General features: G+C 50.3%; 21 protein-coding genes and 4 pseudogenes. 18 read left to right on the forward strand and 7 right to left on the reverse strand.

Translation table 11 applies throughout. From position 1 onward, the window contains the following. Positions 1 to 124: 124 nt before the first annotated feature. The 6 genes and pseudogenes from EGK14_RS00705 to EGK14_RS00730 form a co-directional block, all read left to right on the forward strand. Positions 125 to 295, forward strand: a pseudogene (locus EGK14_RS00705) (DUF4102 domain-containing protein); the annotation flags it as partial. Positions 296 to 595: 300 nt separating this feature from the next. Then, positions 596 to 1,444, forward strand: a complete 849-nt coding sequence (locus EGK14_RS00710) for a DUF3289 family protein (protein WP_125287162.1) — start codon at positions 596 to 598, stop codon at positions 1,442 to 1,444. Continuing rightward, entirely contained in the window at positions 1,428 to 1,907 is a 480-nt protein-coding gene (locus EGK14_RS00715) for a DUF943 family protein (protein WP_125287163.1), read from the forward strand. The genes EGK14_RS00710 and EGK14_RS00715 overlap by 17 nt, the downstream gene beginning before the upstream one ends. Positions 1,908 to 1,994: 87 nt before the next feature. Beyond that, positions 1,995 to 2,314: pseudogene (locus tag EGK14_RS21470) on the forward strand (nuclease); the annotation flags it as partial. Positions 2,315 to 2,542: 228 nt separating this feature from the next. After that, the gene (locus EGK14_RS00725) at positions 2,543 to 3,394 is read left to right on the forward strand and encodes a YPO3983 family protein (protein WP_233598401.1); all 852 of its coding nucleotides are present in this window, start codon (positions 2,543 to 2,545) and stop codon (positions 3,392 to 3,394) included. Then, the gene (locus EGK14_RS00730) at positions 3,378 to 3,839 is read left to right on the forward strand and encodes a DUF943 family protein (protein ID WP_125287165.1); all 462 of its coding nucleotides are present in this window, start codon (positions 3,378 to 3,380) and stop codon (positions 3,837 to 3,839) included. The genes EGK14_RS00725 and EGK14_RS00730 overlap by 17 nt, the downstream gene beginning before the upstream one ends. Before the next feature lie 49 nt (positions 3,840 to 3,888). Here the strand turns inward: EGK14_RS00730 and EGK14_RS00735 are convergent. After that, positions 3,889 to 4,206: pseudogene (locus EGK14_RS00735) on the reverse strand (transposase); the annotation flags it as partial. A gap of 268 nt (positions 4,207 to 4,474) precedes the next feature. Between EGK14_RS00735 and EGK14_RS00740 the strand changes: the two are divergent. Together EGK14_RS00740 and EGK14_RS00745 are read left to right on the forward strand one after the other, a co-directional pair. Further along, complete coding sequence (locus EGK14_RS00740) at positions 4,475 to 5,410, forward strand: DUF3289 family protein (protein ID WP_370255896.1); 936 nt, start codon at positions 4,475 to 4,477, stop codon at positions 5,408 to 5,410. Next, entirely contained in the window at positions 5,410 to 5,799 is a 390-nt protein-coding gene (locus EGK14_RS00745; RefSeq protein WP_125287166.1) for a DUF943 family protein, read from the forward strand. The genes EGK14_RS00740 and EGK14_RS00745 overlap by 1 nt, the downstream gene beginning before the upstream one ends. A 578-nt stretch (positions 5,800 to 6,377) precedes the next feature. Here EGK14_RS00745 and EGK14_RS00755 read toward each other — a convergent pair. The 4 genes and pseudogenes from EGK14_RS00755 to EGK14_RS00770 all read right to left on the reverse strand — a co-directional run bounded on the left by EGK14_RS00755 (position 6,378) and on the right by EGK14_RS00770 (position 9,601). After that, positions 6,378 to 7,078 (reverse strand): annotated as a pseudogene (locus EGK14_RS00755) (hypothetical protein). Between the two features lie 247 nt (positions 7,079 to 7,325). After that, positions 7,326 to 7,664 (reverse strand): endoribonuclease SymE, encoded by a 339-nt coding sequence (symE, locus tag EGK14_RS00760; RefSeq protein WP_125287167.1) that lies wholly within the window; start codon positions 7,662 to 7,664, stop codon positions 7,326 to 7,328. A gap of 252 nt (positions 7,665 to 7,916) precedes the next feature. Beyond that, positions 7,917 to 8,588: a bifunctional 2-polyprenyl-6-hydroxyphenol methylase/3-demethylubiquinol 3-O-methyltransferase UbiG gene (locus EGK14_RS00765; RefSeq protein ID WP_125287488.1), complete on the reverse strand. Its 672-nt coding sequence runs from the start codon at positions 8,586 to 8,588 to the stop codon at positions 7,917 to 7,919. Then, complete coding sequence (locus tag EGK14_RS00770) at positions 8,588 to 9,601, reverse strand: HNH endonuclease domain-containing protein (RefSeq protein WP_125287168.1); 1,014 nt, start codon at positions 9,599 to 9,601, stop codon at positions 8,588 to 8,590. Before EGK14_RS00770 ends, EGK14_RS00765 begins: the two co-directional genes overlap by 1 nt. Positions 9,602 to 9,830: 229 nt before the next feature. Between EGK14_RS00770 and EGK14_RS00775 the strand changes: the two genes are divergently transcribed. From EGK14_RS00775 to EGK14_RS00785, 3 genes are all read left to right on the forward strand, one after another. Then, positions 9,831 to 10,199: a hypothetical protein gene (locus EGK14_RS00775; RefSeq protein WP_125287169.1), complete on the forward strand. Its 369-nt coding sequence runs from the start codon at positions 9,831 to 9,833 to the stop codon at positions 10,197 to 10,199. A gap of 403 nt (positions 10,200 to 10,602) precedes the next feature. Next, complete coding sequence (locus EGK14_RS00780) at positions 10,603 to 11,043, forward strand: hypothetical protein (RefSeq protein ID WP_125287170.1); 441 nt, start codon at positions 10,603 to 10,605, stop codon at positions 11,041 to 11,043. 95 nt (positions 11,044 to 11,138) lie between these two features. Continuing rightward, entirely contained in the window at positions 11,139 to 12,854 is a 1,716-nt protein-coding gene (locus tag EGK14_RS00785; RefSeq protein WP_125287171.1) for a DUF4153 domain-containing protein, read from the forward strand. A gap of 72 nt (positions 12,855 to 12,926) precedes the next feature. On the opposite strand, the gene EGK14_RS00790 is transcribed toward EGK14_RS00785, so the two are convergent. Next, the gene (locus EGK14_RS00790; protein WP_370255936.1) at positions 12,927 to 13,079 is read right to left on the reverse strand and encodes a hypothetical protein; all 153 of its coding nucleotides are present in this window, start codon (positions 13,077 to 13,079) and stop codon (positions 12,927 to 12,929) included. A gap of 192 nt (positions 13,080 to 13,271) precedes the next feature. Here EGK14_RS00790 and EGK14_RS00795 point away from each other — a divergent pair, with 192 nt between their 5' ends. Together EGK14_RS00795 and EGK14_RS00800 are read left to right on the forward strand one after the other, a co-directional pair. Next, positions 13,272 to 13,730, forward strand: a complete 459-nt coding sequence (locus EGK14_RS00795; RefSeq protein ID WP_125287172.1) for an STM2901 family protein — start codon at positions 13,272 to 13,274, stop codon at positions 13,728 to 13,730. After that, complete coding sequence (locus tag EGK14_RS00800; protein ID WP_125287173.1) at positions 13,724 to 14,053, forward strand: DUF1493 family protein; 330 nt, start codon at positions 13,724 to 13,726, stop codon at positions 14,051 to 14,053. Before EGK14_RS00795 ends, EGK14_RS00800 begins: the two co-directional genes overlap by 7 nt. A gap of 114 nt (positions 14,054 to 14,167) precedes the next feature. Here the strand turns inward: EGK14_RS00800 and rtcR are convergent, their stop codons facing one another. Next, the gene (gene rtcR, locus EGK14_RS00805; RefSeq protein WP_125287174.1) at positions 14,168 to 15,748 is read right to left on the reverse strand and encodes an RNA repair transcriptional activator RtcR; all 1,581 of its coding nucleotides are present in this window, start codon (positions 15,746 to 15,748) and stop codon (positions 14,168 to 14,170) included. A gap of 182 nt (positions 15,749 to 15,930) precedes the next feature. Here rtcR and EGK14_RS00810 point away from each other — a divergent pair, with 182 nt between their 5' ends. The 5 genes from EGK14_RS00810 to EGK14_RS00830 all read left to right on the forward strand — a co-directional run bounded on the left by EGK14_RS00810 (position 15,931) and on the right by EGK14_RS00830 (position 21,155). Next, the gene (locus EGK14_RS00810) at positions 15,931 to 17,157 is read left to right on the forward strand and encodes an RtcB family protein (RefSeq protein ID WP_125287175.1); all 1,227 of its coding nucleotides are present in this window, start codon (positions 15,931 to 15,933) and stop codon (positions 17,155 to 17,157) included. Positions 17,158 to 17,161: 4 nt separating this feature from the next. Beyond that, the gene (locus EGK14_RS00815) at positions 17,162 to 17,959 is read left to right on the forward strand and encodes a nucleotidyltransferase domain-containing protein (protein WP_125287176.1); all 798 of its coding nucleotides are present in this window, start codon (positions 17,162 to 17,164) and stop codon (positions 17,957 to 17,959) included. Between the two features lie 23 nt (positions 17,960 to 17,982). Next, positions 17,983 to 19,584, forward strand: a complete 1,602-nt coding sequence (locus EGK14_RS00820; protein WP_233598403.1) for a hypothetical protein — start codon at positions 17,983 to 17,985, stop codon at positions 19,582 to 19,584. A gap of 165 nt (positions 19,585 to 19,749) precedes the next feature. Continuing rightward, positions 19,750 to 20,010, forward strand: coding sequence for a hypothetical protein (locus EGK14_RS00825; protein WP_125287177.1), 261 nt, complete (start codon positions 19,750 to 19,752; stop codon positions 20,008 to 20,010). A gap of 92 nt (positions 20,011 to 20,102) precedes the next feature. Continuing rightward, positions 20,103 to 21,155 (forward strand): DUF1176 domain-containing protein, encoded by a 1,053-nt coding sequence (locus tag EGK14_RS00830; RefSeq protein ID WP_125287178.1) that lies wholly within the window; start codon positions 20,103 to 20,105, stop codon positions 21,153 to 21,155. Positions 21,156 to 21,159 lie beyond the last annotated feature (4 nt).

Below are 21,159 nucleotides of genomic sequence, written 5' to 3' on the forward strand. Positions count from 1 at the left end.
AAATGGGGGCACTCTTGTATGGGTTTTATTTAAAATATAATAAAAACAGTGTGTTGTGGTGCTCCTCGAGTCCGGCCTTCGCACCATCGGAACATCAATAGACGTCTTTATTTGTGCCCCCAAAATGAAACTAAAGGCCTGCCAGATAGAGACTGCAAAGCCACAGGATAAAGGCTATAAGATGGCTGATGGTATGGGCTATATCTACCCCACGAGGCGCCAAATACTGGCGAATGAAGCACCGCCGCCCTCACACAAGAAAGAGGACAGCTTAGCTTTTGGCGTATGGCATACGTGCCAGCACACTATCCTGGCACCACGCTGGCGTTTACAAACAGAGGAAAGCGCTATTAGCCTGTTAGAGGTGTTTTATTACACGTTCGCGTCGGATGCCTCCGCCCTGGATAAAGGGATTGCCCAAAGCGAGAAAAAGCGGACAGCTTAAAAACACGGTGTCCGGCGTTGATGTGCAGACTAAGAAGTTAGGAATTAAAAGTTACGGGCAGGATTACTGCATGATTTACATTCCCGCCAGTCTCCGCATATTATTCCCTGTGAAGTTCTCCACGGACGATTACACAAGGAATGTATCAAAATGACCGCACTACAGTTTCCCTGTACTATTTTTCAAACGCAAAACCGAATGGACGATTACAGCGCTAAAGATATGCGCTGCGGCGATTTATCAGAATCACAGTTAAAAACGCATTTTCATTTGCTGGATGTTTCCACCAGAGCCAAACCTTATACCCTGACCAGAATCACGCCATTTAATCAGCCGCAGTCCATGTTTTACGGCTCCCGTGGAGAAGGGGAAAAGATAACACGGCAGCAATGTATCAATATCCTGTTTGATGAATTCCGCGATTTATCGCGCCTGTTCTCGATTTATGGCCCATATCAACACCTGATCGAAAAGATGATCACCCATATGCAGTATGGTAATGGCAAAACGTTCACCAGTATGCACCTGGACAGTGCTTTGAAGGCGGAAATTCTCAATGACAGGACTGAGAACAGTACGTTGTCAAAAATAAAAAACGCTTTAATTGAGAATATTGATTGGACAAGCAATGCCTGTTCCACAGATAACAAAGGTAAACTAAGAGGGGCAATACTTGACGGTAAATTACCTAAATTCGATCGATTCCAGAACAACATTAATGGGATGGGTATTACAGTTCACGATACATGGTCAACCCACATTATCCTAAAATCACTGCATATTAGCAACGATAGCTATCGGGCAGTGGTGCATTACAAAGTACAAGATCAGTTCGGCTTAGATGTTGAGGATATTGCCAAACTAAAATTTAACGTCTTTCGTTTTTTCCGCATCTGGTTTGTGTTGCAACGATGCAACACGTTTGCTTTTAAACCCTTTATGACTAATATGGAAGCCACCATAGAAATCACAGGGGACCGTAATGACAGCAAAAATTAAAAAAATTCGGTACGCGCTTTTATTAGTTGCGCTGGGGATTTTTGGTTATTGTTTTTGGCTCTCCCTGCGTCCGGTTAATATTATCGCTGCTCATCATAGAGAGTATGGGTTCAGTTCTGTTTTAATAAAAAACTTCCCTTTTACCGATAAAGGTAAAATCGATTGGTGGCTAAAAAATAAGGATATGTTGAAAGAACAGTATGATATCCCCAAGCCTGACAAAGATGGTTATTTTACTGTTACCTTCTGGCTATTTGGTGAGGGGTATAAAGAAGGTGATGGTTATGACAGGTTATGCTTTAATGATATGCCGCCACCGCTAAATTGCATCGATAAAGATGCTGTTTTCTCTGTCAGTAATAGCAAGAACTTAGGTGTGGTCTTTACAACATATGACGGGAAGTATCAGCTACAAAAAAACGGCGATATAATTAAGTTCACAGACGAGTTCGGGTTTAAATAAAAACCTGAGCGTTATGTAGTAAAATAACCAGGAGGCTATTTCTACGGAGAGAAAAGCGGCAACACCTTACCGCCTGCCTCAACTTCTTTCGGCTACGTTGGCGTAGGTATTGTACAGGGCGCCGTTGAGCCTGCCAGTAGCATCACCATCAACACTGACAACGGTGAAAAGCTGTCAATGGATATGCTTAAGCCAGTGCTCTCTATTACCAGAATGCAGATGGTCCCGCTAAGTCCGGGTACTTTGTCTCTGTGAAATGGCCAGAAACCCGTAGTGAACAAGAGGCGGTGAACGAGGTCGGATTCTTCGGCAATTAAAATACGGTCTGTAAACCTACGACTCTGAAATGGCGACACACTATTGTAAAATTAAAGCTTTATTTCGGGAAACAGAACATAGGATTATGATTTTCTGATGATGGTTTCTCTCTTTATACATAAAGTTAGTAATGTGGGGGTTTTGGAAAATCGATCGGTTCGTATTATCGCAATACTTACATCATAATGCCTCATATCGGGCAAATCTCTTAATTTCATCTTACCAGGCCGTGAGTATTTACAGCACGTTTTACCGGCGTATGATTGTATGCTATTTGTACAACCTAAATGGACATCCATGCACAAGGAAGCGATGCCGTGCCAGATTTACAATTTCCCTTTAGTGTCTTCAAAAGCAAGAGGCGAATGGATGATTACAGCGCCAGCGATATGCGCTATGGCGACTTATCCGAATCGCAACTAAAAGCGATATTTCATCTGGTCGAAGTATCCACCAGAGTCAATCCTTATACGCTGACAAAAATCACCTCCTTCAATCGACCACAGTCCATGTTTTATGGTATGCACGGTCAGGGACAAAAGATAACAAAGCAACAATGTGTCAAAATCCTCTTTGATGAATTTTACCATCTTTCTCATCTGTTTGCTGTTTATGGGCCCTACAGGCACGTTATCGGAAAGATGATCGACCATATGCAGAACGGCAATGGCACACCGTTCTGCGATTCATCATTAAACAGAGCTTTGAAGGAACAGATACTTCATGATAAATCGGAGAACAGCAGCTCTCGCTTACTAATAGAAAAAGTATTTAATACTAATATAGATTGGGAAAATAAATGCTACCCCAATAAGAAGAACTTTCTGTTAAGTAAAGCTATTCTGGATAGTAAGTTACCCAAGTTTAACCGATTACAAGATAGCGTTAATGGGATGGGCATAACGGTCCACGATACCTGGGCGACACATATTACGATTAAGTCACTGCATGTTGATAGCGATAGTTACCGTGCTGTTGTTAATTACAAGGTGCAGGACCATTTTGGCCTTGATGACGATGATATTTTAACTTTAAAATTCAGTCAGTTTAATTTTTTCCGCATCTGGTTTTTGCTGCAGCATTACAAGAGTTTCGGCTTTAAGCCATTTATGACTAACATGGATGCTTCCATTGAAATTACAGGGAGAAAAGATGAATTTAAAAAATAAAATAGTAATTATGCTATTGGTGTTGTCTGGCTTTTTAATTTTCATCAGTATCTGGTTATCAACACGTCAGGTGGAAATTAAAGCTGTACATAAAGATCATGAGTTTAGCTCAGTGCTGGTTGAAAATTTCCCCCTCACTAATAATGGTAAAATAAAATGGTGGGTAAATAATAACGCCATGCTGCAAGAAAAATATCATATTCCTAAGCCAAATCAGGATGGTTTTTTCTCTGTGGTTTTTTGGGATTTTGGCGAAGGTTATAAAGAGGAGGGCAAATACGATCGGCGATGTTTCACTGATATGAAAACCACTGTCAACTGCATTGATAAAAATAGGATATTCTCAGTTGAAAAAGATCGGCAGGGTAATATTCTGTTCACCTTAGATGATGGCCTATATCGGATGGGAAAAGATGGGCAGATAGTTAAGCTTAATCGTGAATAAGCTGTCTTTTACTGGCAGGGGCGAGAGTGTAAATAGACCCGTTTTATTTTCACGCATTTTTTGAGATGCCAGCAGCATAATGGTGCTGTCGGTATTCCTCCGGTGTCATATTGTTCAGCGATTCATGCGGGCGTTCACAATTATATTCTGATAATCATTTTCCGTGATTTTCCGCACTTCATTCAGCGTTCTGAACAGATCAAAATCGAGTATTTCTGTATGGTATGTCCTGTTAAAGTGCTCAATAAAAGCGTTTTGCGTCGGCTTACCCGGCTGGATAAACTTTCCAGTTTTACTGCATGTTTCTCTGTCCATCAGTCAGTGTCAGCGAGATAAATTCCGGACCATTATCCAGGCGAAGCATGGCCGAATATCTGCCTCTTGGCAAACATCTTTAACGTCTGTCCGGATTCAACCGATTTAATCACGGCAAAGATCTGATGCTTAGTAAAAAAGACTTTATGCATAGCGATCCCCTTTATTGACAGATTGATTATGCCGAAGGATCTCTAAATATGAATAGCACAATTATGCGGGATACTTAAAAAAATAATTATTAAGCCATAACTACTATCCTTGATAAAAAAATTTTTATATCATGCGAATGACCATCCAGAGATGGACATATCGTCAGCATGGGCAAAGGATGTCACCTGCGCTGGCAGATAGCGAAAGGGAATAGCGCTATCGCGGTATTTTATGAAATGCGTAAGGGAGTACTTTCTATGACAAATGCTGTATTTCCACAGACGATTTTTACGACACTAAGAATTTTCAATAATTACGGCGCGAATGATATGTGCTACGGTGATATATCGAAGGTGAGGCTGAAGAGAGAGTTCGGCCTTACAAATATATCAAATGTGGTGGACCCGTATACATTAACCCGATTGACAACGTTCGATAACCCACAGTCCCGATTTGCAGGTGTCTATGGTGGCGTCCATCGTGGCGAGAAAGTCAGTATTCAGGAGTGTGCAAGGCTACTGTTCGAGGAGATGCAGGTCACTTCTTTACCCTATTCCTTCGTGGGGGAGTACAAATATCTAATCAATCAAATGATTAGACACTTTCAGCATTCTTCGGGTTCGCCTTTTTTTGATGCTCAACTGAGTGCTGCCTATCGTGACAAGCTTTACTCAGATTATGCAGCTAAAAAAACTAAATCTGTTATGCAGAAAACTATCGATTTATTTATTGATTATGATACCAGGGGCTTTCCGCAGGATAGATTAAATGATCTAAGATCGGCCATTAAGGGTTCTGTGCTTCCTAAATTTGATTCGATTGCGGTTGATAAAATCAATGGAACAGGCATCTGCGTTCATGATGTATATGCAACCAGGGTAGATATAATCAGTATCACTGTAGATAAGCACGGATGGAAAGCACAGGTAAAATTTACAGGCCAGGATCATTTTGGTCTGGATACTGATGATATACTTAAGAAAAAATTTAACCAGTTTCAATTTTTTAGGATTTGGTTTGTACTGCAACGGTATGATAAGTTTGGATTTCGGCCTTTTTTAACCAATATGGATGCCGTAATTGATATAGAGGGAAATCGCTGATGCGAATGTTTATTATTGCAGCACTCACAATAGCATCAGCCCTTTTTTACTGTCTGTTTACCAGAGGAGAGGCTGTTTGTGTTATGGATGCACATTATGATGGAAGCACTGCTCAGGTCATTGTTAACAAGCTGCCTTTCACTGACTCAGAAAAGATCCAATGGTGGCTGCGCAATGAAATTAAGGTTAGAGATAAATATCATATTCCTTCCGGTAATGCAGGGCCATTCCTGATAACCGTATATGCATTCGGAGATGGCTACAAAGAAGAGGGAAAAGAAGATCGGCTGTGTTTTCGTGATGTAAAACCTCCCCAAAACTGCATAGACAAAAAAGTGCTTATGATGATTTGGCGGACTCGTGAAGGCGGCGTCAAATATGAGTTTTGACCGAACCGGAAGGGTAGGAATATCCCACTACTACCTGTAGTACGGATGCAGTGAATCGGCGCTGCTATGGCAGCCTGAACCTCAAAAGCAGGTGCTGGCCTACACAGTTCAGGGTAGCCAGCACACCAGCTAGTGTGATTTCCCCGGATATCTACTCCCCATAAGGACTACGATAGACCTGCACCACCACGCTATCTGGTGAGGTGTACGTAATCAGCGTGACGATATCTTTTGTGTCCGGCGAACGCCAGCATTCGGCTTCAACATCACAGGCAGACTGCTGCCTGTATCCGGCAGCCGTCAGATAAGCCTGAACCTGTCTTTGGTCGCTTGCGCCATTAAACCGTATGGTATAAACATGGGCTTCCGGGCCACTAACGTTGCCGAACCCAAATGAATACGCATCTGAAATCCGTGGCATATTTTTAAGGAGTTCGGGAGTGTAGTACTCGTATTCTTTTTTTCTTGCTCGGTGTAATAAGCGCTAGTGGCTAACTCCGTTCGCAAATATGGCCATCCATAAGCGAACGCTGCAGCAATGACGATGGCAACAGCCAACGCTCCTTTCACCATCCTTTTCAAAGCCCCATTCTCCCGCTTGATCCTGTTGTCATAAAAGTCCGGTTACGAGGAGGTAGGATCACGTTGCCAGACAAGAAATCATTATAGGGCACGACCGATTTCATAAACGGCGGCAAAATGCCCTTACGTGGTCGGGCGTTGGGAAACCGTTCAGGATCTGGAAATAAAAGAGGAGTAAATTTTTTAACCTTGAAAGCCCCAATTTTTCCATAAAAATCCCAGTGTTTTAGGGCCTTCTCTTTACTTACCGGCCTCAACATTTGAAATGCATCAGGTACTAAAGTTGCCCGGTAAAAACCTGACAGATCGGATACAAAATCTTCACCGCTAAACCCGCTGTCGGTAATAATGTTATTAGGAAACGAATTCTGGAAATCCTCAAAATCCCGTGCCACTGACATCATCATTGCCAGCGCTATGCTGATTTGTTGCCAATGTGGGCGGCCACCTTTAATACGCCAGGTTGTAAACTTTCCTGTTCTGAATACGCTCCCGGGAGATGTCATGCCTTGAGAACAGGTAATATCATAATGTTCTTTTTTCGAAAGCTCACCTCTGGATATGTTTCTCAATAAATTTTTAATGTCAGCCCCTTGAGCATGGCCAGGGTCAATCCAGCCAGGTACTTCGGTATAACTATTCCATATCTTTCAGTTGAAGTACGCCTGCCATCTGTAATTTCTGAACGTTTACTCATCCCTGGCCTCTTATCCTTGAGTCAGATAACAAAAATAATATTGTTTTTGAGCAACTTCCTAAAATGAAAGTTTTTTAAGGGAGCCAGACCCTGAACCGACGATCTGATAAAATCCAAATAGTCGGGACGTGCGCCGATCTGGTGATGACTGTTTTAATGTTTGTACATCTTGTAAGCAACCAGCATCAACGTACTCAACATAAAACCGCCTGATGCTGGGTATAATTCAGCACAAGAAATTCGCACCTTAACGGATTGGCTTACCTGAGATCACCTCAATAAATTCCTGCACCTGGCGCTGCTTCCTCGCAGAAAACTTACACACCTTGCGCAGTGACTTCATCAGTTCCGGTTCCTGTGGTTCCGGCTCGCAAGCGGTCACTACCAGGCAACCCGGCATTACCCTGACATCAACCGGCGTGCCTGTCGCAAACCCTGCCGCATCCAGCCATTTGCCCTTAAAGGCGAGTAAAGGAATACGCTCATAATCCGGGAAGGTGCTCGCATAACTCACCGTATAGTGACGCAGCGTGGTCTCCGTCACTTCTTTTGCAGCCGCAGCTGCATTACAATCCTGTTCAGCCATAATAACTAGTCCTGTTAGTTGTTGTGGTCAGCAGGCTGAATGTGTTCCCGCACATTCAGCCTGCGCTAAATAACCCTGTTATTATATCTCTTTACTGACTGCTTTCCTGATTTATTGACGGTGAAAATTTAAAAACGGAACGCGTCTCTGATAGTTAATGTAAACTGTAGGCTAGTTTCATTATTTCCTGCGGATCGTTATATTTTTTAAACTGCTTACAGATAAGGAATATATTATTGTATAATCAATTGACTAAATAATTTTTTTCCTGATAATCGCATTCAGCCATACCTCATCACCGCGTCCAACACGTAAATCACCGGTCTGCCATATTTCTTCTGCCTCAAGAACGAAGTTATTCCTCTTTCTGTGCTTATAACCAGCTTGTCTTTTCGTCCCCGATTTATTTTCAGCAAAAATTTCACCGCCAATATCATTAACCCCGTCTACTAACCTGTGCAAACCAGCCGCATCCATATCGGTAAATCTACGCCCATCCTTTTCCCGTTCGCCGCGGCCATATTTAAAAGAGAGATACCATATGCCGCCAGGCTTCAGCGCCATAGCCAGCCTGGTCATGACTTCAGGTAGTTCCGCTTCGGTCACATGCAACAGCGACGCGCAGCACCAGATACCGTTATATTTTTCAGCCGCATCAACATCCTGAAAGCGCATCCTCTCCACAGGCTTTCCGGATAATTGACGAGCCAGCGCAACCAGCTCCGCCGATGCATCAAAGGCGTCGACGGCAAAACCCATTTCGCTAAAGGCTTTGACGTCACGACCTGAGCCGCAGCCGGCATCAAGGATGCGCGCGCCCGGCGGCAGGCAGACAATAAAAGGCTGGTAAAGGGCAGACATATCCACATTTACCGTATCGGTAAAAAACCGCCGGGCGTTCTGCCGGTAATAGTTTTCGTTTATCAAAAGAGGCTGTCTCCCTGTGCCGCTGGCTGCCACTCGTGGAGCAGGGCAAATTTTGCCGTACTCCAGTTTTTTTGCAGAAAGCTGTGCCGCAGCTGCGGCGTATTGCCGGTCTGGCGGAGTAAAGTCTCTCGCAAAGGTAAATGGCTGTTAATAAAGTATTCGTTACGATGGTGCAGGCGCTGCAACAGCGTTATCGCAGGGATACGCGCAAACTTACCCTGGACGCCACGATTACAGGTCTGACAGGCCAGCACCAGGTTCCAGACGCCGTTGAGATTGCCGATTTGCTCGCTGAGCATCAGCGGCAGAAAGTGATCGACATCAGCCAGGTTCTCCTCGCCACCGGCCACGCCAATGGGCCGGAAGCAATAAAAGCACCGGCCTTTCTGATAGCCGTTCAGGCTGCTGCGGCAGCTGGTAATGGTGACGCGGCGACCGCTCTGTCGGCTGAAAAGCATCTTGTCATTATCGTCGTAATCCACGGCGATCAGGTGGCGTGATACGTTCATTGCCCAGGCTTCTTCAACCAGCCGCCATCTTGCATCCGTTTCCTCTGTCAGGCTGGCAAACTGTTCGCTTTCCGTCAGCTGATAAAAATTATCCGTAAGGCGAATGCCTTTATGACTTCGGCGTTCATCCAGAAAAAAGCGTTTGTCGATCTCGGCGTAATTCACATTATGAAAGGCATCGATGACATTAGCGAAACCCCGTTTAACGGTAATGGCAATTAATCGTTCTTCGTTGATTTCGCCCGCGTTGAATTGCCTGCACGCCTCCAAAAACTCGCTGCTTTTGCTGGTGATCTGCTTTGGGGCATGGCGCAGGTGGGCGCATAAATGCCGCACAAAAGGCACAGCCAGTTCTTCCAGCGTAACCAGATCTTTGTCTGGCTGCTTCAGGTCGTACAGCGCATGGGCAAGGGCAAATTTATAGGAGGCGACATTTTTGCCAAAAAGAATAACGCCGCGCCAGTAGTTTTCAAGGCGGGGATCGGCCTGGTAAAAGCGCATGCAGGATCCTGTTTTGCGAGACGGCTCGAAAATTCACGTAACAGGATCACATAACAAAAGTAGATAAATGTAAACCGCAAAGACAGTATGAAGGTAGCGAACAGAAAGCGTTGCATAGCTTTATTACGCAGCAAAAGTCATCGAAGCAGGTGGAAAGAAAAGGTAACCTACTGCCCAAAAGAAAGAGTAAGGGCTGGCGTCAGCCCCTCAAACAGGGAGAGCTAAACAGATGAGTCCATCACTGTCTCAGGTCATTATCTTTGTACATCAGTTTTGCTGTGCGCCTCTGGCTTCCATCCATCAAAACACCTTTCTTGAGGCGGATCTGGGCATTACCGGCGATGATGGCGTAGAACTTCTGGAGAAAGCTGAAAAAACGTTCAGGGTAGATATTAGTTCAGCTCAGGGCTTCAATAATGCCTTTGCGCTCAGGGAAAACGAATATCTTTTCGACAGTGAAGGGCTGGACCTGTTGGGGATCTGTCGTTTTTTCCAGTGGCTGCGTGGTATTCCCAAAGCGGTCATTCGGGATCTTACAATAGGGCAGTTGCATCGAGCGCTGGTCACCGCCCGCGACAGCGTTCATCAGGAGGAGTAAGTGAGGAATCGAACAGACCTGAAAAATAATCCACCGCTCTGGTAATCCTGCCGCAGGGGGTAGGGAATTACGCCTGGCGAAACGCATTTGGACGGATTTTTCATATTCTCTGCTCTACAGCTTATGAATATTCAGCCGGGCTCGGGAGGCTTATACTTCAAAGAATTTCCATTTGCGTAATAGTTATAATAGTCAGGTATTTTATACAGATTTTTTTGCATATAAATGCCGCAGCAGGTACCTTAAGATCCACCGATTAGTACAGTCGCTTGTACTCTTCTTAACAATCTTAATTTCCTGCAACGCTTATTAAGCTTCAGCAGCCAATACCACGCTTCAAGGCCCGTGTTTATATTCAAAGGCCGTATTCTCACAGATTGCGCATGGTCAACAGGGACGACTAATGGACAGAAAAACGCAAATACGCCAGCAAATCCTTACCAATGGCTTTACGCTGAAGGATTACAGCGCGTTCAAAACAAATATGAAGATCGTTAAAAAGCGCTACCATCCTGACCTGACGAAGGATGTCGATCTGCTGGAATCCATTACCCAGATGGCTGAAGACAGCACCAGCCTGAAAGGTATGGCCACTCTCTTCATCATGATGCTGCTCTTTATGCTGCGGGATAGCGATCCGGTCGCGCTGCTAATCACCTTATCCATCACGCTCGCTATTTTGGCAGTATTGTTGTGGATGCATGCTAAAGGGCGCAATCTTCCCGTCAGCACCGAACTACGCCTGATGAAGCTGGCCTTCCGTATGCGAAAAATCCTTAAGGTTCGCGCTCGCGAAGAAAAAGCCAGGATCAAGGCGGAAAAAAAACGCCAGCGCGGGAAATAATCGCCGCCTGCCATTAACGCTTTTACAAAAAATACTGTTTAATCCAAATCAGGTTGGGTATTTCTGTTCAACCCATACAACAGCAAGGAATCGCTATGTTGCAAAAGGACGTTTTCCCTCACCGTACTAAATGGGCCATTATCGTTATCGGGATGATAGCCGGGTTGCTCTGGGCTTTGCCGGATGGTTTGAGCCTGCACGAACGTTATTCTCTGTATCTGCCGCCGCTCTCGTTAGCGATGGCCAGCATTCTGGCCTTCACGCTTTATCGTCTCCGCGCCGTCAGGCCCTGGCTCTGCGCCTTGCTGATATTGCCGATTATTGCCTTAATGACGGGGTGGTATCGCTGGAATTTTCCCACGCTGCCGCTGGGCGAATTTCACTTTAAAAATATCTGCGCCGTGATAGTGATGCTCAACCTGGCTATGCCCATGCTGGTCGCCTTCTGCACTAAATCGCAGCAGCAGCAGGGCGGGGCACCGTGGAGCAGAGCCGTCGCCGAAACGCTGTGGCGCAACACGTTTACCCTGGCGGTCACCGGCGTAATGACCGGGCTGTTCTGGCTGGTATTGATGCTGTGGAGCAATCTCTTCAGCATCATCGGCATCACGCTGTTTGAGCAGCTTTTCTTTGATAACCGTTTCTTCCCGCCGATAGCGACCGGCGCGGTCATCGCGGCGGCCATTGTGTTTTGTCGACGCCTGCCGGGCGCTGCCGGTCTGTACAGGCATCTGGTTACGCGGGCTGTAAGCGTGCTGCTGCCTTTGCACGCGGTCGCCTTGCTGCTGTTTCTGGCCTGTTTGCCCTTTACCGGGCTGGCTATCATTCCCAAAGCTTTTTCAGCCACCACGCTGTTATTGACCATGACGCTGGTGATGCTGGCATTCAGCGCCATCGCTGGCGAAAGCTCGCCTGGCGTACCGCGCTGGCAGCGTGTTGTTGCGCGCCTGGTGCTGGTTGCGCAGGCGCTGACTCCGCTATTGGCCGGGCTGGCTGTCTGGGCGCTGTGGCTGCGCGTCGCGGAGTATGGCTGGACGGTGGAGCGGATCTACGCCGCTATGATTGCGCTTCTTGCGGTGGCTGGCTCGCTGCTGCTGCCAGGGTTCCAGCGCCGCGCCCGGTCACAGGGCGCGGGCAGCATGAACGCTTTTATCGCGCTGATGCTGACTTTGACGGCCTGCGGCTGGTTTTTACTGCATACGCCGGTAGCCGATCCGTGGCGCATTGTCGTGAAAAATCAGCTGGCGCGTTTTGCGCAGGGCCAGGCAAAAGTGGATGACATGGATCTCTATTTATTCAGTGATGCGGGACGTCGGGGGAAGCAGGCGTTACAGAAGATAAGCCGTCATCCGCAGTGGCTTGACGACCCTGTCCGGCAAAAAGCCGTGCTGGTGCGGCTGCTGGCAGAACGCGACGCTAACAGCGCTACCCCAACCGTTAGCGATCTTCAGCGCAGCATCCCGCTGCGGGCAGGCAGCGAAGCGCCGCCGGAAAGCTGGTGGCAGATGCAACACCTTGAGCCGGAGTCGGGTATCTGCCTGGTGGATACCGGTTCCTGCCTGGTATGGATGCAGGATGTGAATAACGACGGCACGCCGGAAGTGCTGCTCTATAACCGCAATCAGCAGAGCATTACTCTCTATGCCCACCAGGCCACAGGCTGGAATCAGATTGGCAGCGTGACGCTGTCGGCAAGGCTGGAGCAGGCTCTCCGGGATAAAATACCTGAAACCGTAGTTAAGCCGTGGCGCGATCTGGAAGTGAACGGCCAGCGGCTTCCGGTGCAATACTACGGCTTCGAAGGACAATAGCGCATTACCCGCTCTTGCAGCCGTGCAGCCTCAGGCCCGGCTGCAAAAGCGTTACGGCTGTCGTCGGCTACGTTACCCTTTAACCTGCTCCCGGTTCAGCCCAAATCGCGCCAGATACTTACGCAGGCGATCGGCGTCGTTGGGCTGTTTCTTCCCCTGGCGGGAGACGGCAAACAGGCGTCGTCCCGCTTCGGAAAGCGAATCGGCCGCGCGGTATAGAGCCAATGTTTTATTTAACTCTGAAAACAGGGCCGACAAAGGTAAATAAGCCAACAGCATCTGCGCGGTAAAGCTAAGCTCTGCCAGCGTTTCAGGTGCGTAAAGCCTCGTTACGTGAAATCAAATAAGAGATCGTGGACTGTGCGAAAAGTAGCCGTTATGATTGCATTTCACACGCTAATCATAAGGGATTATGAAGTGGATACAGTAGAAGAACTAAATGGCACTTATTTTTATGCAGGGCGCGCTAACCTTAGCGCGGCGGAACTCTTTTCCATGGTGTTGGTGATAAATACTGCGGATCGATTCGGGATAAAAGATGTTGTCGCCGTGGCTGCTTTATATAGCAGCGTTAATAATCAGTCCACTCGAGTCAAACCTGCCGACGCCATACCCGGCACTTCAGGAGTTTCTAAAGGCGTCAGAAAGTTACTCAAAAATACGATGTTTCCTTTCGGCATCAAAATGCCCACCTGGATAGGGGGATATACGCCCTGGATCGTTAAACTAAAGATGCTCAGGAAGGTAAGCACGTTTGTTGGTCGAACTCTCCCCCTCATCGGTGAAGTTGTTCTTGTCGTTGATGTATCACAGATTGTTTACTGCTCTGTACGCGACTATAACGCCATAGCACGAGGTCACGATAAATTATGTTAGACGACATTGAACAGCGTGTAATTACTCTTGTGACGCATCATAGCGGTGTTTACATGTTCAGAAAGAAAAAATACGACACCTATACAGCATCCTCCAGCATCCATTTTGATGTGTGGTTAGATCAGGATGATGTTGAAGAACTGATCGAAGACTATGCCAAAGCGTTCAACGTAGACATGTCTGATTTTCATCTTGAAAACTATTACCCCAAGGTTAATTTCTCCTGGAACCCATTCAGGAAACCCGAACCGGTAGATGTACCCGACTTCACGATCAATATGTTAATAGAATCAGCAAAAGCCGGGAAATGGTTATATGACTAATCACGGGCAAAATAGCCGTATTTGAATATTCATTTTGACCGAGGGTAGCTGAATAATCTTCCGTGGTTCTTCCAATGCTACAGGCCATTAGGCGATACAGAATTTTAGCCGTTTTTACCCTTTAACCTCCTCCCAGTTCAGCCCAAATCGCGCCAGATACTTACGCAGGCGATCGGCGTCGTTGGGCTGTTTTTTTCCCTGGCGGGAGACGGCAAACAGGCGTCGTCCCGCTTCGGAAAGCGAATCGGCCGCGCGGCAGACGCTCAGCACCGTCTGTAGCTGGCACTCGTCAAAGAGATCGTACCGCGACTCGGAACGTTCAGGCAGGGCAGCTGTCGATGCCGTAGTACGCCAGCTGGCGCGCAGCCGGGCGATCTCTTCCTCCGCCAGCTCCAGCGAGATCCTTCCCTGTTCCGCCAGCGTTGCCATCCGCGTAACGGCAGCGCCCAGCTCGCGGAAGTTGCCTCGCCAGCTGGCTTCTGTCGAGCAGGCAAAACGCAGAAAATGGCTTCTCGCTTCTTTATCAAAGCGCACCCGGGTCTGCTGTTCCCGGGCGTAACGTTCCAGCTCAAAATCCAGGTTGGGTTCGATATCCTCGCGGCGTTCGGCCAGGCCCGGCAGCTGAAACGTCCACATATTGATGCGGGCAAACAGATCTTCGCGAAAGCGGCCTTCGGCAACCCACTGCGGCATATCCCGGTGCGTGCCGGCAATCAGCTGAAAATCGCTGCTGACCTCTTTATCCGAGCCATACGGGAAGAAGCATTTCTCCTCGATGGCGCGCAGCAGCATCGCTTGCTCATCCAGCCCCAGCTCGGCGATCTCGTCCAGAAACAACATGCCGCCGTCGGCTTCCCGCAGCAGACCGCCGCGCGCCTGCTGTGCGCCGGTAAACGCGCCCTTAACGTGGCCGAACAGCGTGGACATCGCGTTGTCGCCGCGTAGCGTGGCGCAGTTAACCGCCACGAATTTACCGGTCAGCCGGTGGCGGGCATGGCGCAGCTGATAGATGCGCTCCGCAAGAAAAGATTTGCCCGCGCCGGTTGGGCCGGTCAGCAGCATCGGGGCGTCCGAGCGCAGCGCCACGCGCTCAATCTGCTCGATCAGGCTGTTAAACGTCGGGTTGCGCGTCTCAATGCCGGATTTTAAAAACGAGGTGGAGTGCTGCTGTTCGCGCTGAAAGCGGCTGGTCAGCGTGGCGTATCGGTTCAGATCGAGATCGATAATGGAATAGTGGCCGAGCGCGGTTGGCGTCTCCGAACCCTTGCTGGCCGGTGAGGTCTGCAAAATGCGCGCGGGCAGATAGCGGGCTTCGGTCAGCAGAAACCAGCAAATCTGCGCCACGTGGGTGCCGGTGGTGATATGCACCAGATACTCTTCATGTTCGGTATCAAAAGAGTAGCGGCTGACAAAATCCAGAAAGCTGCCGTAGACCTCTTCAAAGTCCCAGGGATCTTCCAGCTTCACGCTGTGCAGCACTACCCGGGTAGCGGGCGAGGCCTGAACGATATCTTCCGCCACCTGCTGCGCCATACTGAGATCGCGTGGTTGATGAAGCAGCTCCAGCCTGTCGATTTGTAAGTCTTCCTGCTGGCAAAGCGCGACGGTTGGCCGCCATTTGCTCCAGCGATTTGCCCGCTTGCCGCGTTTATCCAGCACCGTGCCCAGCACGCCGATCGCTACGTTAGCTTTCATGCTTATCTCATAAGATAAATAACTTATCCGACAGGATAAGTCGCTCTGTCGGTAATAGCAATGCGCAGGCACGACGCAGCAATAAATTATATTAATAATCAGTTAGATAGAATTTATTATGCGGCGTTGTTCTCTTCTGGCACAGCATTCGCAATAGTTAAGGCACAGCAACGAGGAAAACGATGATGAAAAACAGCTATCAGACTCTACAGCAGGCGAAAGGCGTACCGGTAAAAATGTGGACCAACGGCGTGCCGGTGGAGCCGGAAGCGCGCGAGCAGCTGCTGAACACGGCGAAAATGCCGTTTATTTTTCGCCATCTGGCGGTGATGCCGGACGTGCATCTGGGCAAAGGCTCTACTATCGGCAGCGTGATCCCGACCAAAGGCGCAATTATCCCGGCAGCGGTCGGCGTGGATATCGGCTGCGGCATGATTGCGGTGCGCACCTCGCTGATGGCCTGCGATCTGCCGGACAATCTGTCGGGCGTGCGCAGCGCCATTGAACAGGCGGTGCCGCACGGTCGCACCAATAACCGTTCCGGTCGCGATAAGGGCGCCTGGCAGACGCCGCCGCAGGAGGTGGATCGCCACTGGGCCAGACTGGCGCCGCGCTTTAAAACGCTGACGCAAAAACACCCGTCGCTGTTCAAAACTAACAACTATCAGCATCTGGGAACGCTGGGAACGGGCAACCACTTTATTGAAGTCTGCCTGGACGAAAGCCAACAGGTCTGGGTCATGCTGCACAGCGGCTCGCGTGGCGTAGGGAACGCCATCGGCAATCTGTTTATCGCGCTGGCGCAAAAGGATATGCAGCGGCATATCGCCAATCTGCCGGATCGCAACCTCGCTTATTTTGAAGAGGGCAGCAGGCATTTTAACGACTACGTGGAAGCGGTGAGCTGGGCGCAGGATTACGCTCGTCACAATCGCGAAGCCATGATGGAGCGGGTGCTGGCGGCGATGTCGCGCGTTATCAGCAAGCCTTTTACCACGCATCTGGAAGCGGTGAACTGCCACCACAACTACGTGGAGCGGGAAACGCACTTTGGCGAGTCGGTGCTGGTGACGCGCAAAGGCGCGGTCTCGGCGCAAAAAGGGCAGATGGGCATTATCCCCGGATCGATGGGCGCGAAGAGCTTTATCGTGCGCGGCCTGGGTAACGAAGAGAGCTTCTGCTCCTGTAGCCACGGCGCGGGGCGCACCATGAGCCGCACGGCGGCGAAAGCCCGCTTTACCGTGGAGGATCAGCGCCGCGCGACGGCGCACGTGGAGTGCCGAAAAGATAAAGAGGTCATCGACGAAATCCCGATGGCTTATAAAGATATCGATGCCGTCATGGCCGCCCAGTCTTCGCTGGTGGAAGTGGTACATACGCTGTCGCAGGTAGTTTGCGTAAAAGGATAAAAAGATGAGAACAGGATTACATGGCGTGGACAGCGCAATGCGCGAGCGCGTACGGGGCGTGCTGCGCCAGATAGAAGAAGAGCACTCGGTAAAAGTGCTGTACGCCTGCGAGTCGGGCAGCCGCGGCTGGGGCTTTGCCTCACCGGACAGCGATTACGACGTGCGTTTTCTCTATGTACATCAACCGGAGTGGTATCTGCGTATCGAGCCGCCGCGCGACGTTATCGAGCTGCCGATCGACGATACGCTGGACGTCTGCGGCTGGGAGTGGCGCAAAGCGCTGGCCCTGTTGAAACGAGCCAATCCAACGCTAATCGAATGGCTGGATTCGCCGGTGATCTACCAGCAGGAAACGGCCATCGTCGCCGATTTACGGGAAAGAATACCGGACTGGTTTTCGCCGCTGCGGGCGCGCTGGCACTATCTCTCGATGGCAAGAAAAAACTTTTACAGCTATCTGCAGGGCGACAGCGTGCGGCTGAAAAAGTACTTCTACGTATTGCGTCCGCTGCTGGCGGTGCAGTGGATAGAGGCCGGAAAAGGCGCGCCGCCGATGCGTTTTGAAGAGCTGCTGGCAGGGACGGTAACGGATCCCTTGCTGCTGGCCGAAATTGAACGGCTGCTGGCGCGCAAGCAGCGCGCAGGCGAAGCGGAATACGGCGAGCGTCAGGAGCGCATCCATGCATTTATCCGCCAGCAGCTGGACGAGAACCGCGTCAGCGAAGATCTGCCGGATAGCGAGCGGCGCGACTGCCGCGATCTGGACGCGTTGCTGCTGAAAACCGTGCTGAGCATGGCGTAACTTATTAAAAAGGGGATAAAAAAATGAAAGAGTGGATCGCCAACATCTTCCGCCAGCCTGACGACCAGCGTTTTCCGGTGGTATGGCCGACAGAGCAGCGCGCCATCTATGGCTGGCTGGCGCAGTGGTCGCAGGAAACGGGCGTGCTGCCTGAAGCGGCACAGACGCTGCCGGACGAGCCTGCGCCGCAAGAAGATGAGGAAACGCTGCGCTGGGCGCCTGGCGCGCTGGACGGTGCCTTTGGACATCATATCGCGCACGGCAGCGATCGGGACAAAGCGACGCAGGTGACGCAGGCGATCGTTCGCGTGCTGCGGCGGAGCAGCAGGAAAAACATGCAGGCGCTTTATCAACTGGCAAAACAGGATACGCCGCTGAATTTTATTGACGATCTGCTGAAGACGATGGCCGCTTCTGAGGCTATTGACGCTCGCCGCCTTCGGGCGCTGGCGGTGTTTCTGGCAACGCAGGCGCCGGATCGTCAGGTGGTGAAATTAGCTATGGCGCTGCTGGCTTTTTTCCCGTACCAGCAAAGCGTTGACCTTCTGCGAACGTTAGGCAGCCACGATGAATTTACCCTCTATGCCGCGGTGGCGATGCGGGCCATCCTGCCGCCGGAGGAGTTCGCGCAGGAATGGCTGGCGCTGGCAAAGCGCACGACAGGCTGGGGACGTATCCAGCTGATCGAGCGGCTGCCGGACGCGCCGGATCGGGCCGTTCGTCAGTGGCTGTTAAGGGAGGGCTATAACAATGCCGTAATGGTGGAATATACCGCCTGGCACTGCGCCGCGCATGGAATGCTGCACGAAGCATTGGCGGGCGAGGTTGATGCAGAGTTGCTTAAGGGCGCCGCTGAAATCCTGCGCGGCATGATTAGCGGTCACCCCGGCCCCGGTATTGATGAATATCCCTTCGCCGCGCTGGCCTGCGAGCGTTACCTCACGCATATCCTGCCTGGTACAGCGGCCGACCTGCTGCATTATGAGGTGGCAGGCGAAATCGGCAGGCTGGCGCGTGAAGAAGCGTTTGCTGACGAGGCGGAGCGGCAACGACTGACGGCGCTGTGCGAACAGATCCGTGCCTTACCCGAGTGGCCCGCGCTGATTGAGGCCGGGCTGCATCATGATGACGCCATGATTTTTCATACGGCGCTTCAGCTTTGCAGAGCGCAGGGCGGCGATCCGTGGCCGGCTATTTATCATCGGTACCGTGAACGGCGGGAAAGCGGCCTCTGGTATCAGCTGATGCAGACCGACAATCCGGATTATATCGCGCAGGTTATCGCGCTGGCGGAAAGCGAGCTGGATCTGACCGCCATCGCCTCCGGACCGCAAAAATCCCTGGGGATGGGGCCACAGTATCAGCAGCATTCGGCGCTCGACTTTATCCTGCAGGATTTAAAACGTTTTCCCGGACAGGGCTGGACGCTGATCCGAACCGGTTTAAAAAGCCCGGTAACGCGTAACCGTCATATGGCGCTGAATGCGCTGGAAGCCTGGCCGCAGGCTTTGCTGCCGGTGGAAGCCGTTGCAATGCTGGCAGAGGCCCGAAGCAAAGAGCCGGAAGAAGAGGTTCAGCAGAGGCTGACGCAGCTGCTCGGGCAGCTGGCGGGAAATCCCTTCTGAGCTTTCGTTTAGGAAAGTCGTGTGCGGCGAGGCCAGCGCCTGTGGATATGGGCGGCTGGCTGGCCGGTGCAGGCGAAAGCGCTGGCCAGGACGGTAAAAACGGATAACGGCGATCTGTCTTCTTCGATATAATCAGAAAATATCCGGATAGCCCGAGTCATTTATATGCATCGGATTTTGCCATCTGTTGCCAACCTGCTGCCGTTAGCTTTTATCGTATTGCTTATCAGATATTCCTTCTGGCCGATATGCAATAAAGGAAATGAATATCTTTTAGATAGCGAAGGTAGCGGTTTTTTTGATCCTGCTTACCTTTGCAGACGACCGTGCGGTATTCCTTCTCCTGTTATCCGCGATATCTTCATTGGTCAGCTGCACAGCGTGCTGACTGAAGCGCGTAATAAAAAAGAAACGGTTACACGATAGCCGCTATCGTTGAGCCCGATCCAAACTCTCGCAATAGGCTTATCAGCAAATTGTGATTTCACCCACCCGATATTCAGGAAACAGGAAGTAGCGTGAATCCTCTTCAAAAGCTGATAATGATTACGGCAGCGTTTGCCGCCCCGGTTATCGCCCAGCAAAGCGGCGTATCCTTTTACCATAAGGCGTGGGCAGTGGCCTGCGATAACACCTTAACCTGCCGTATCGGCGGCCATAGCGTACAGGAGAATGCAGGCGGCGTGCTGCTGACGCGGGCACCTGGCGAGCATACGGCTACCGCCGGCGAAATTATCCTGCCGGAAGACAGGGAAAACGAGGCGCCGGTAAAAAAACTGACGCTGTGGCTGAACGGCCAGCCTGCGGGCGAAGCGACGCAGAAGGCGAATCGCTGGTGGTTGTCAGAAGCGCAAACGCTGGCGCTGATCGATACCGTTAAAGGCAGCGGCACGGTCGGGTTCAAAAGCGATCGCGAAAGCTTCCAGCTTTCCGGCGAGGGCGCCTGTGCGGCGCTGCTGAAAGTGGATGACGTGCAGGGCCGTATCGGCACGCCAGGCGCCTGGGTTAAAAAAGGCGACAGGCCTGAAAGCCGCGTCGCTAAGGCCGTGACCATGCCGGTAATTCAGGCGGCGAAAGTCAGTCAGGCTCAACCCTCTGTCTTAACCCAAAAAGCGGCTGAAGCGCTCAGGCCGCAGCTGCTTGCCGTCTTAACCAGCGAGCAGCAGTGCGATTATCTGACCTCTGTCGGGGAAAAGGACGTTAATGGCAATATTATCAGCGGCGATATTACCGCCACGCCGCTGGATGATACGCACACGCTGCTTTCCACTCAGTGCTGGGGGGCGGCCTATAACCAGGGATACGGTTACTGGGTCACCGACAGCCAGCTAAAAGCGAAGCCCGTTGTCGTGACCACTGACGCGCAAACCTGGCACGATGGCGTGATCGCCAATGTCATTATGGGAAGCAGTGCCGGCAGCTGCGCGACCAAAGAAGAATGGGTCTGGGATGGCACCGCGTTTCGTCAAAGCCTGGCAACCATCAACGATGGCTGCTGGTTTCCCCGCACCCTGGGCAACAGAGAGATACCCACGCTGGTATCAGAAATAAAACGTGAGGGGATAAAGTGAATCC

The organism is Erwinia sp. 198 (genome assembly GCF_003937915.1).
GTDB lineage: Bacteria > Pseudomonadota > Gammaproteobacteria > Enterobacterales > Enterobacteriaceae > Erwinia > Erwinia aeris.

Excerpts from the sequence above, each read along its gene's own strand:
- EGK14_RS00770 (WP_125287168.1), bottom strand. The coding sequence starts at position 9,601 with ATGCGCTTTTACCAGGCCGATCCCCGCCTTGAAAACTACTGGCGCGGC.
- EGK14_RS00775 (WP_125287169.1), top strand. The coding sequence starts at position 9,831 with ATGAGTCCATCACTGTCTCAGGTCATTATCTTTGTACATCAGTTTTGC.
- EGK14_RS00800 (WP_125287173.1), top strand. The coding sequence starts at position 13,724 with ATGTTAGACGACATTGAACAGCGTGTAATTACTCTTGTGACGCATCAT.
- EGK14_RS00825 (WP_125287177.1), top strand. The coding sequence starts at position 19,750 with ATGCATCGGATTTTGCCATCTGTTGCCAACCTGCTGCCGTTAGCTTTT.
- EGK14_RS00745 (WP_125287166.1), top strand. The coding sequence starts at position 5,410 with ATGCGAATGTTTATTATTGCAGCACTCACAATAGCATCAGCCCTTTTT.
- EGK14_RS00810 (WP_125287175.1), top strand. The coding sequence starts at position 15,931 with ATGATGAAAAACAGCTATCAGACTCTACAGCAGGCGAAAGGCGTACCG.
- EGK14_RS00785 (WP_125287171.1), top strand. The coding sequence starts at position 11,139 with ATGTTGCAAAAGGACGTTTTCCCTCACCGTACTAAATGGGCCATTATC.
- EGK14_RS00740 (WP_370255896.1), top strand. The coding sequence starts at position 4,475 with ATGGGCAAAGGATGTCACCTGCGCTGGCAGATAGCGAAAGGGAATAGC.
- symE (WP_125287167.1), bottom strand. The coding sequence starts at position 7,664 with ATGGCTGAACAGGATTGTAATGCAGCTGCGGCTGCAAAAGAAGTGACG.
- EGK14_RS00710 (WP_125287162.1), top strand. The coding sequence starts at position 596 with ATGACCGCACTACAGTTTCCCTGTACTATTTTTCAAACGCAAAACCGA.
- EGK14_RS00820 (WP_233598403.1), top strand. The coding sequence starts at position 17,983 with ATGAAAGAGTGGATCGCCAACATCTTCCGCCAGCCTGACGACCAGCGT.
- EGK14_RS00815 (WP_125287176.1), top strand. The coding sequence starts at position 17,162 with ATGAGAACAGGATTACATGGCGTGGACAGCGCAATGCGCGAGCGCGTA.
- rtcR (WP_125287174.1), bottom strand. The coding sequence starts at position 15,748 with ATGAAAGCTAACGTAGCGATCGGCGTGCTGGGCACGGTGCTGGATAAA.
- EGK14_RS00780 (WP_125287170.1), top strand. The coding sequence starts at position 10,603 with ATGGACAGAAAAACGCAAATACGCCAGCAAATCCTTACCAATGGCTTT.
- EGK14_RS00730 (WP_125287165.1), top strand. The coding sequence starts at position 3,378 with ATGAATTTAAAAAATAAAATAGTAATTATGCTATTGGTGTTGTCTGGC.
- EGK14_RS00715 (WP_125287163.1), top strand. The coding sequence starts at position 1,428 with ATGACAGCAAAAATTAAAAAAATTCGGTACGCGCTTTTATTAGTTGCG.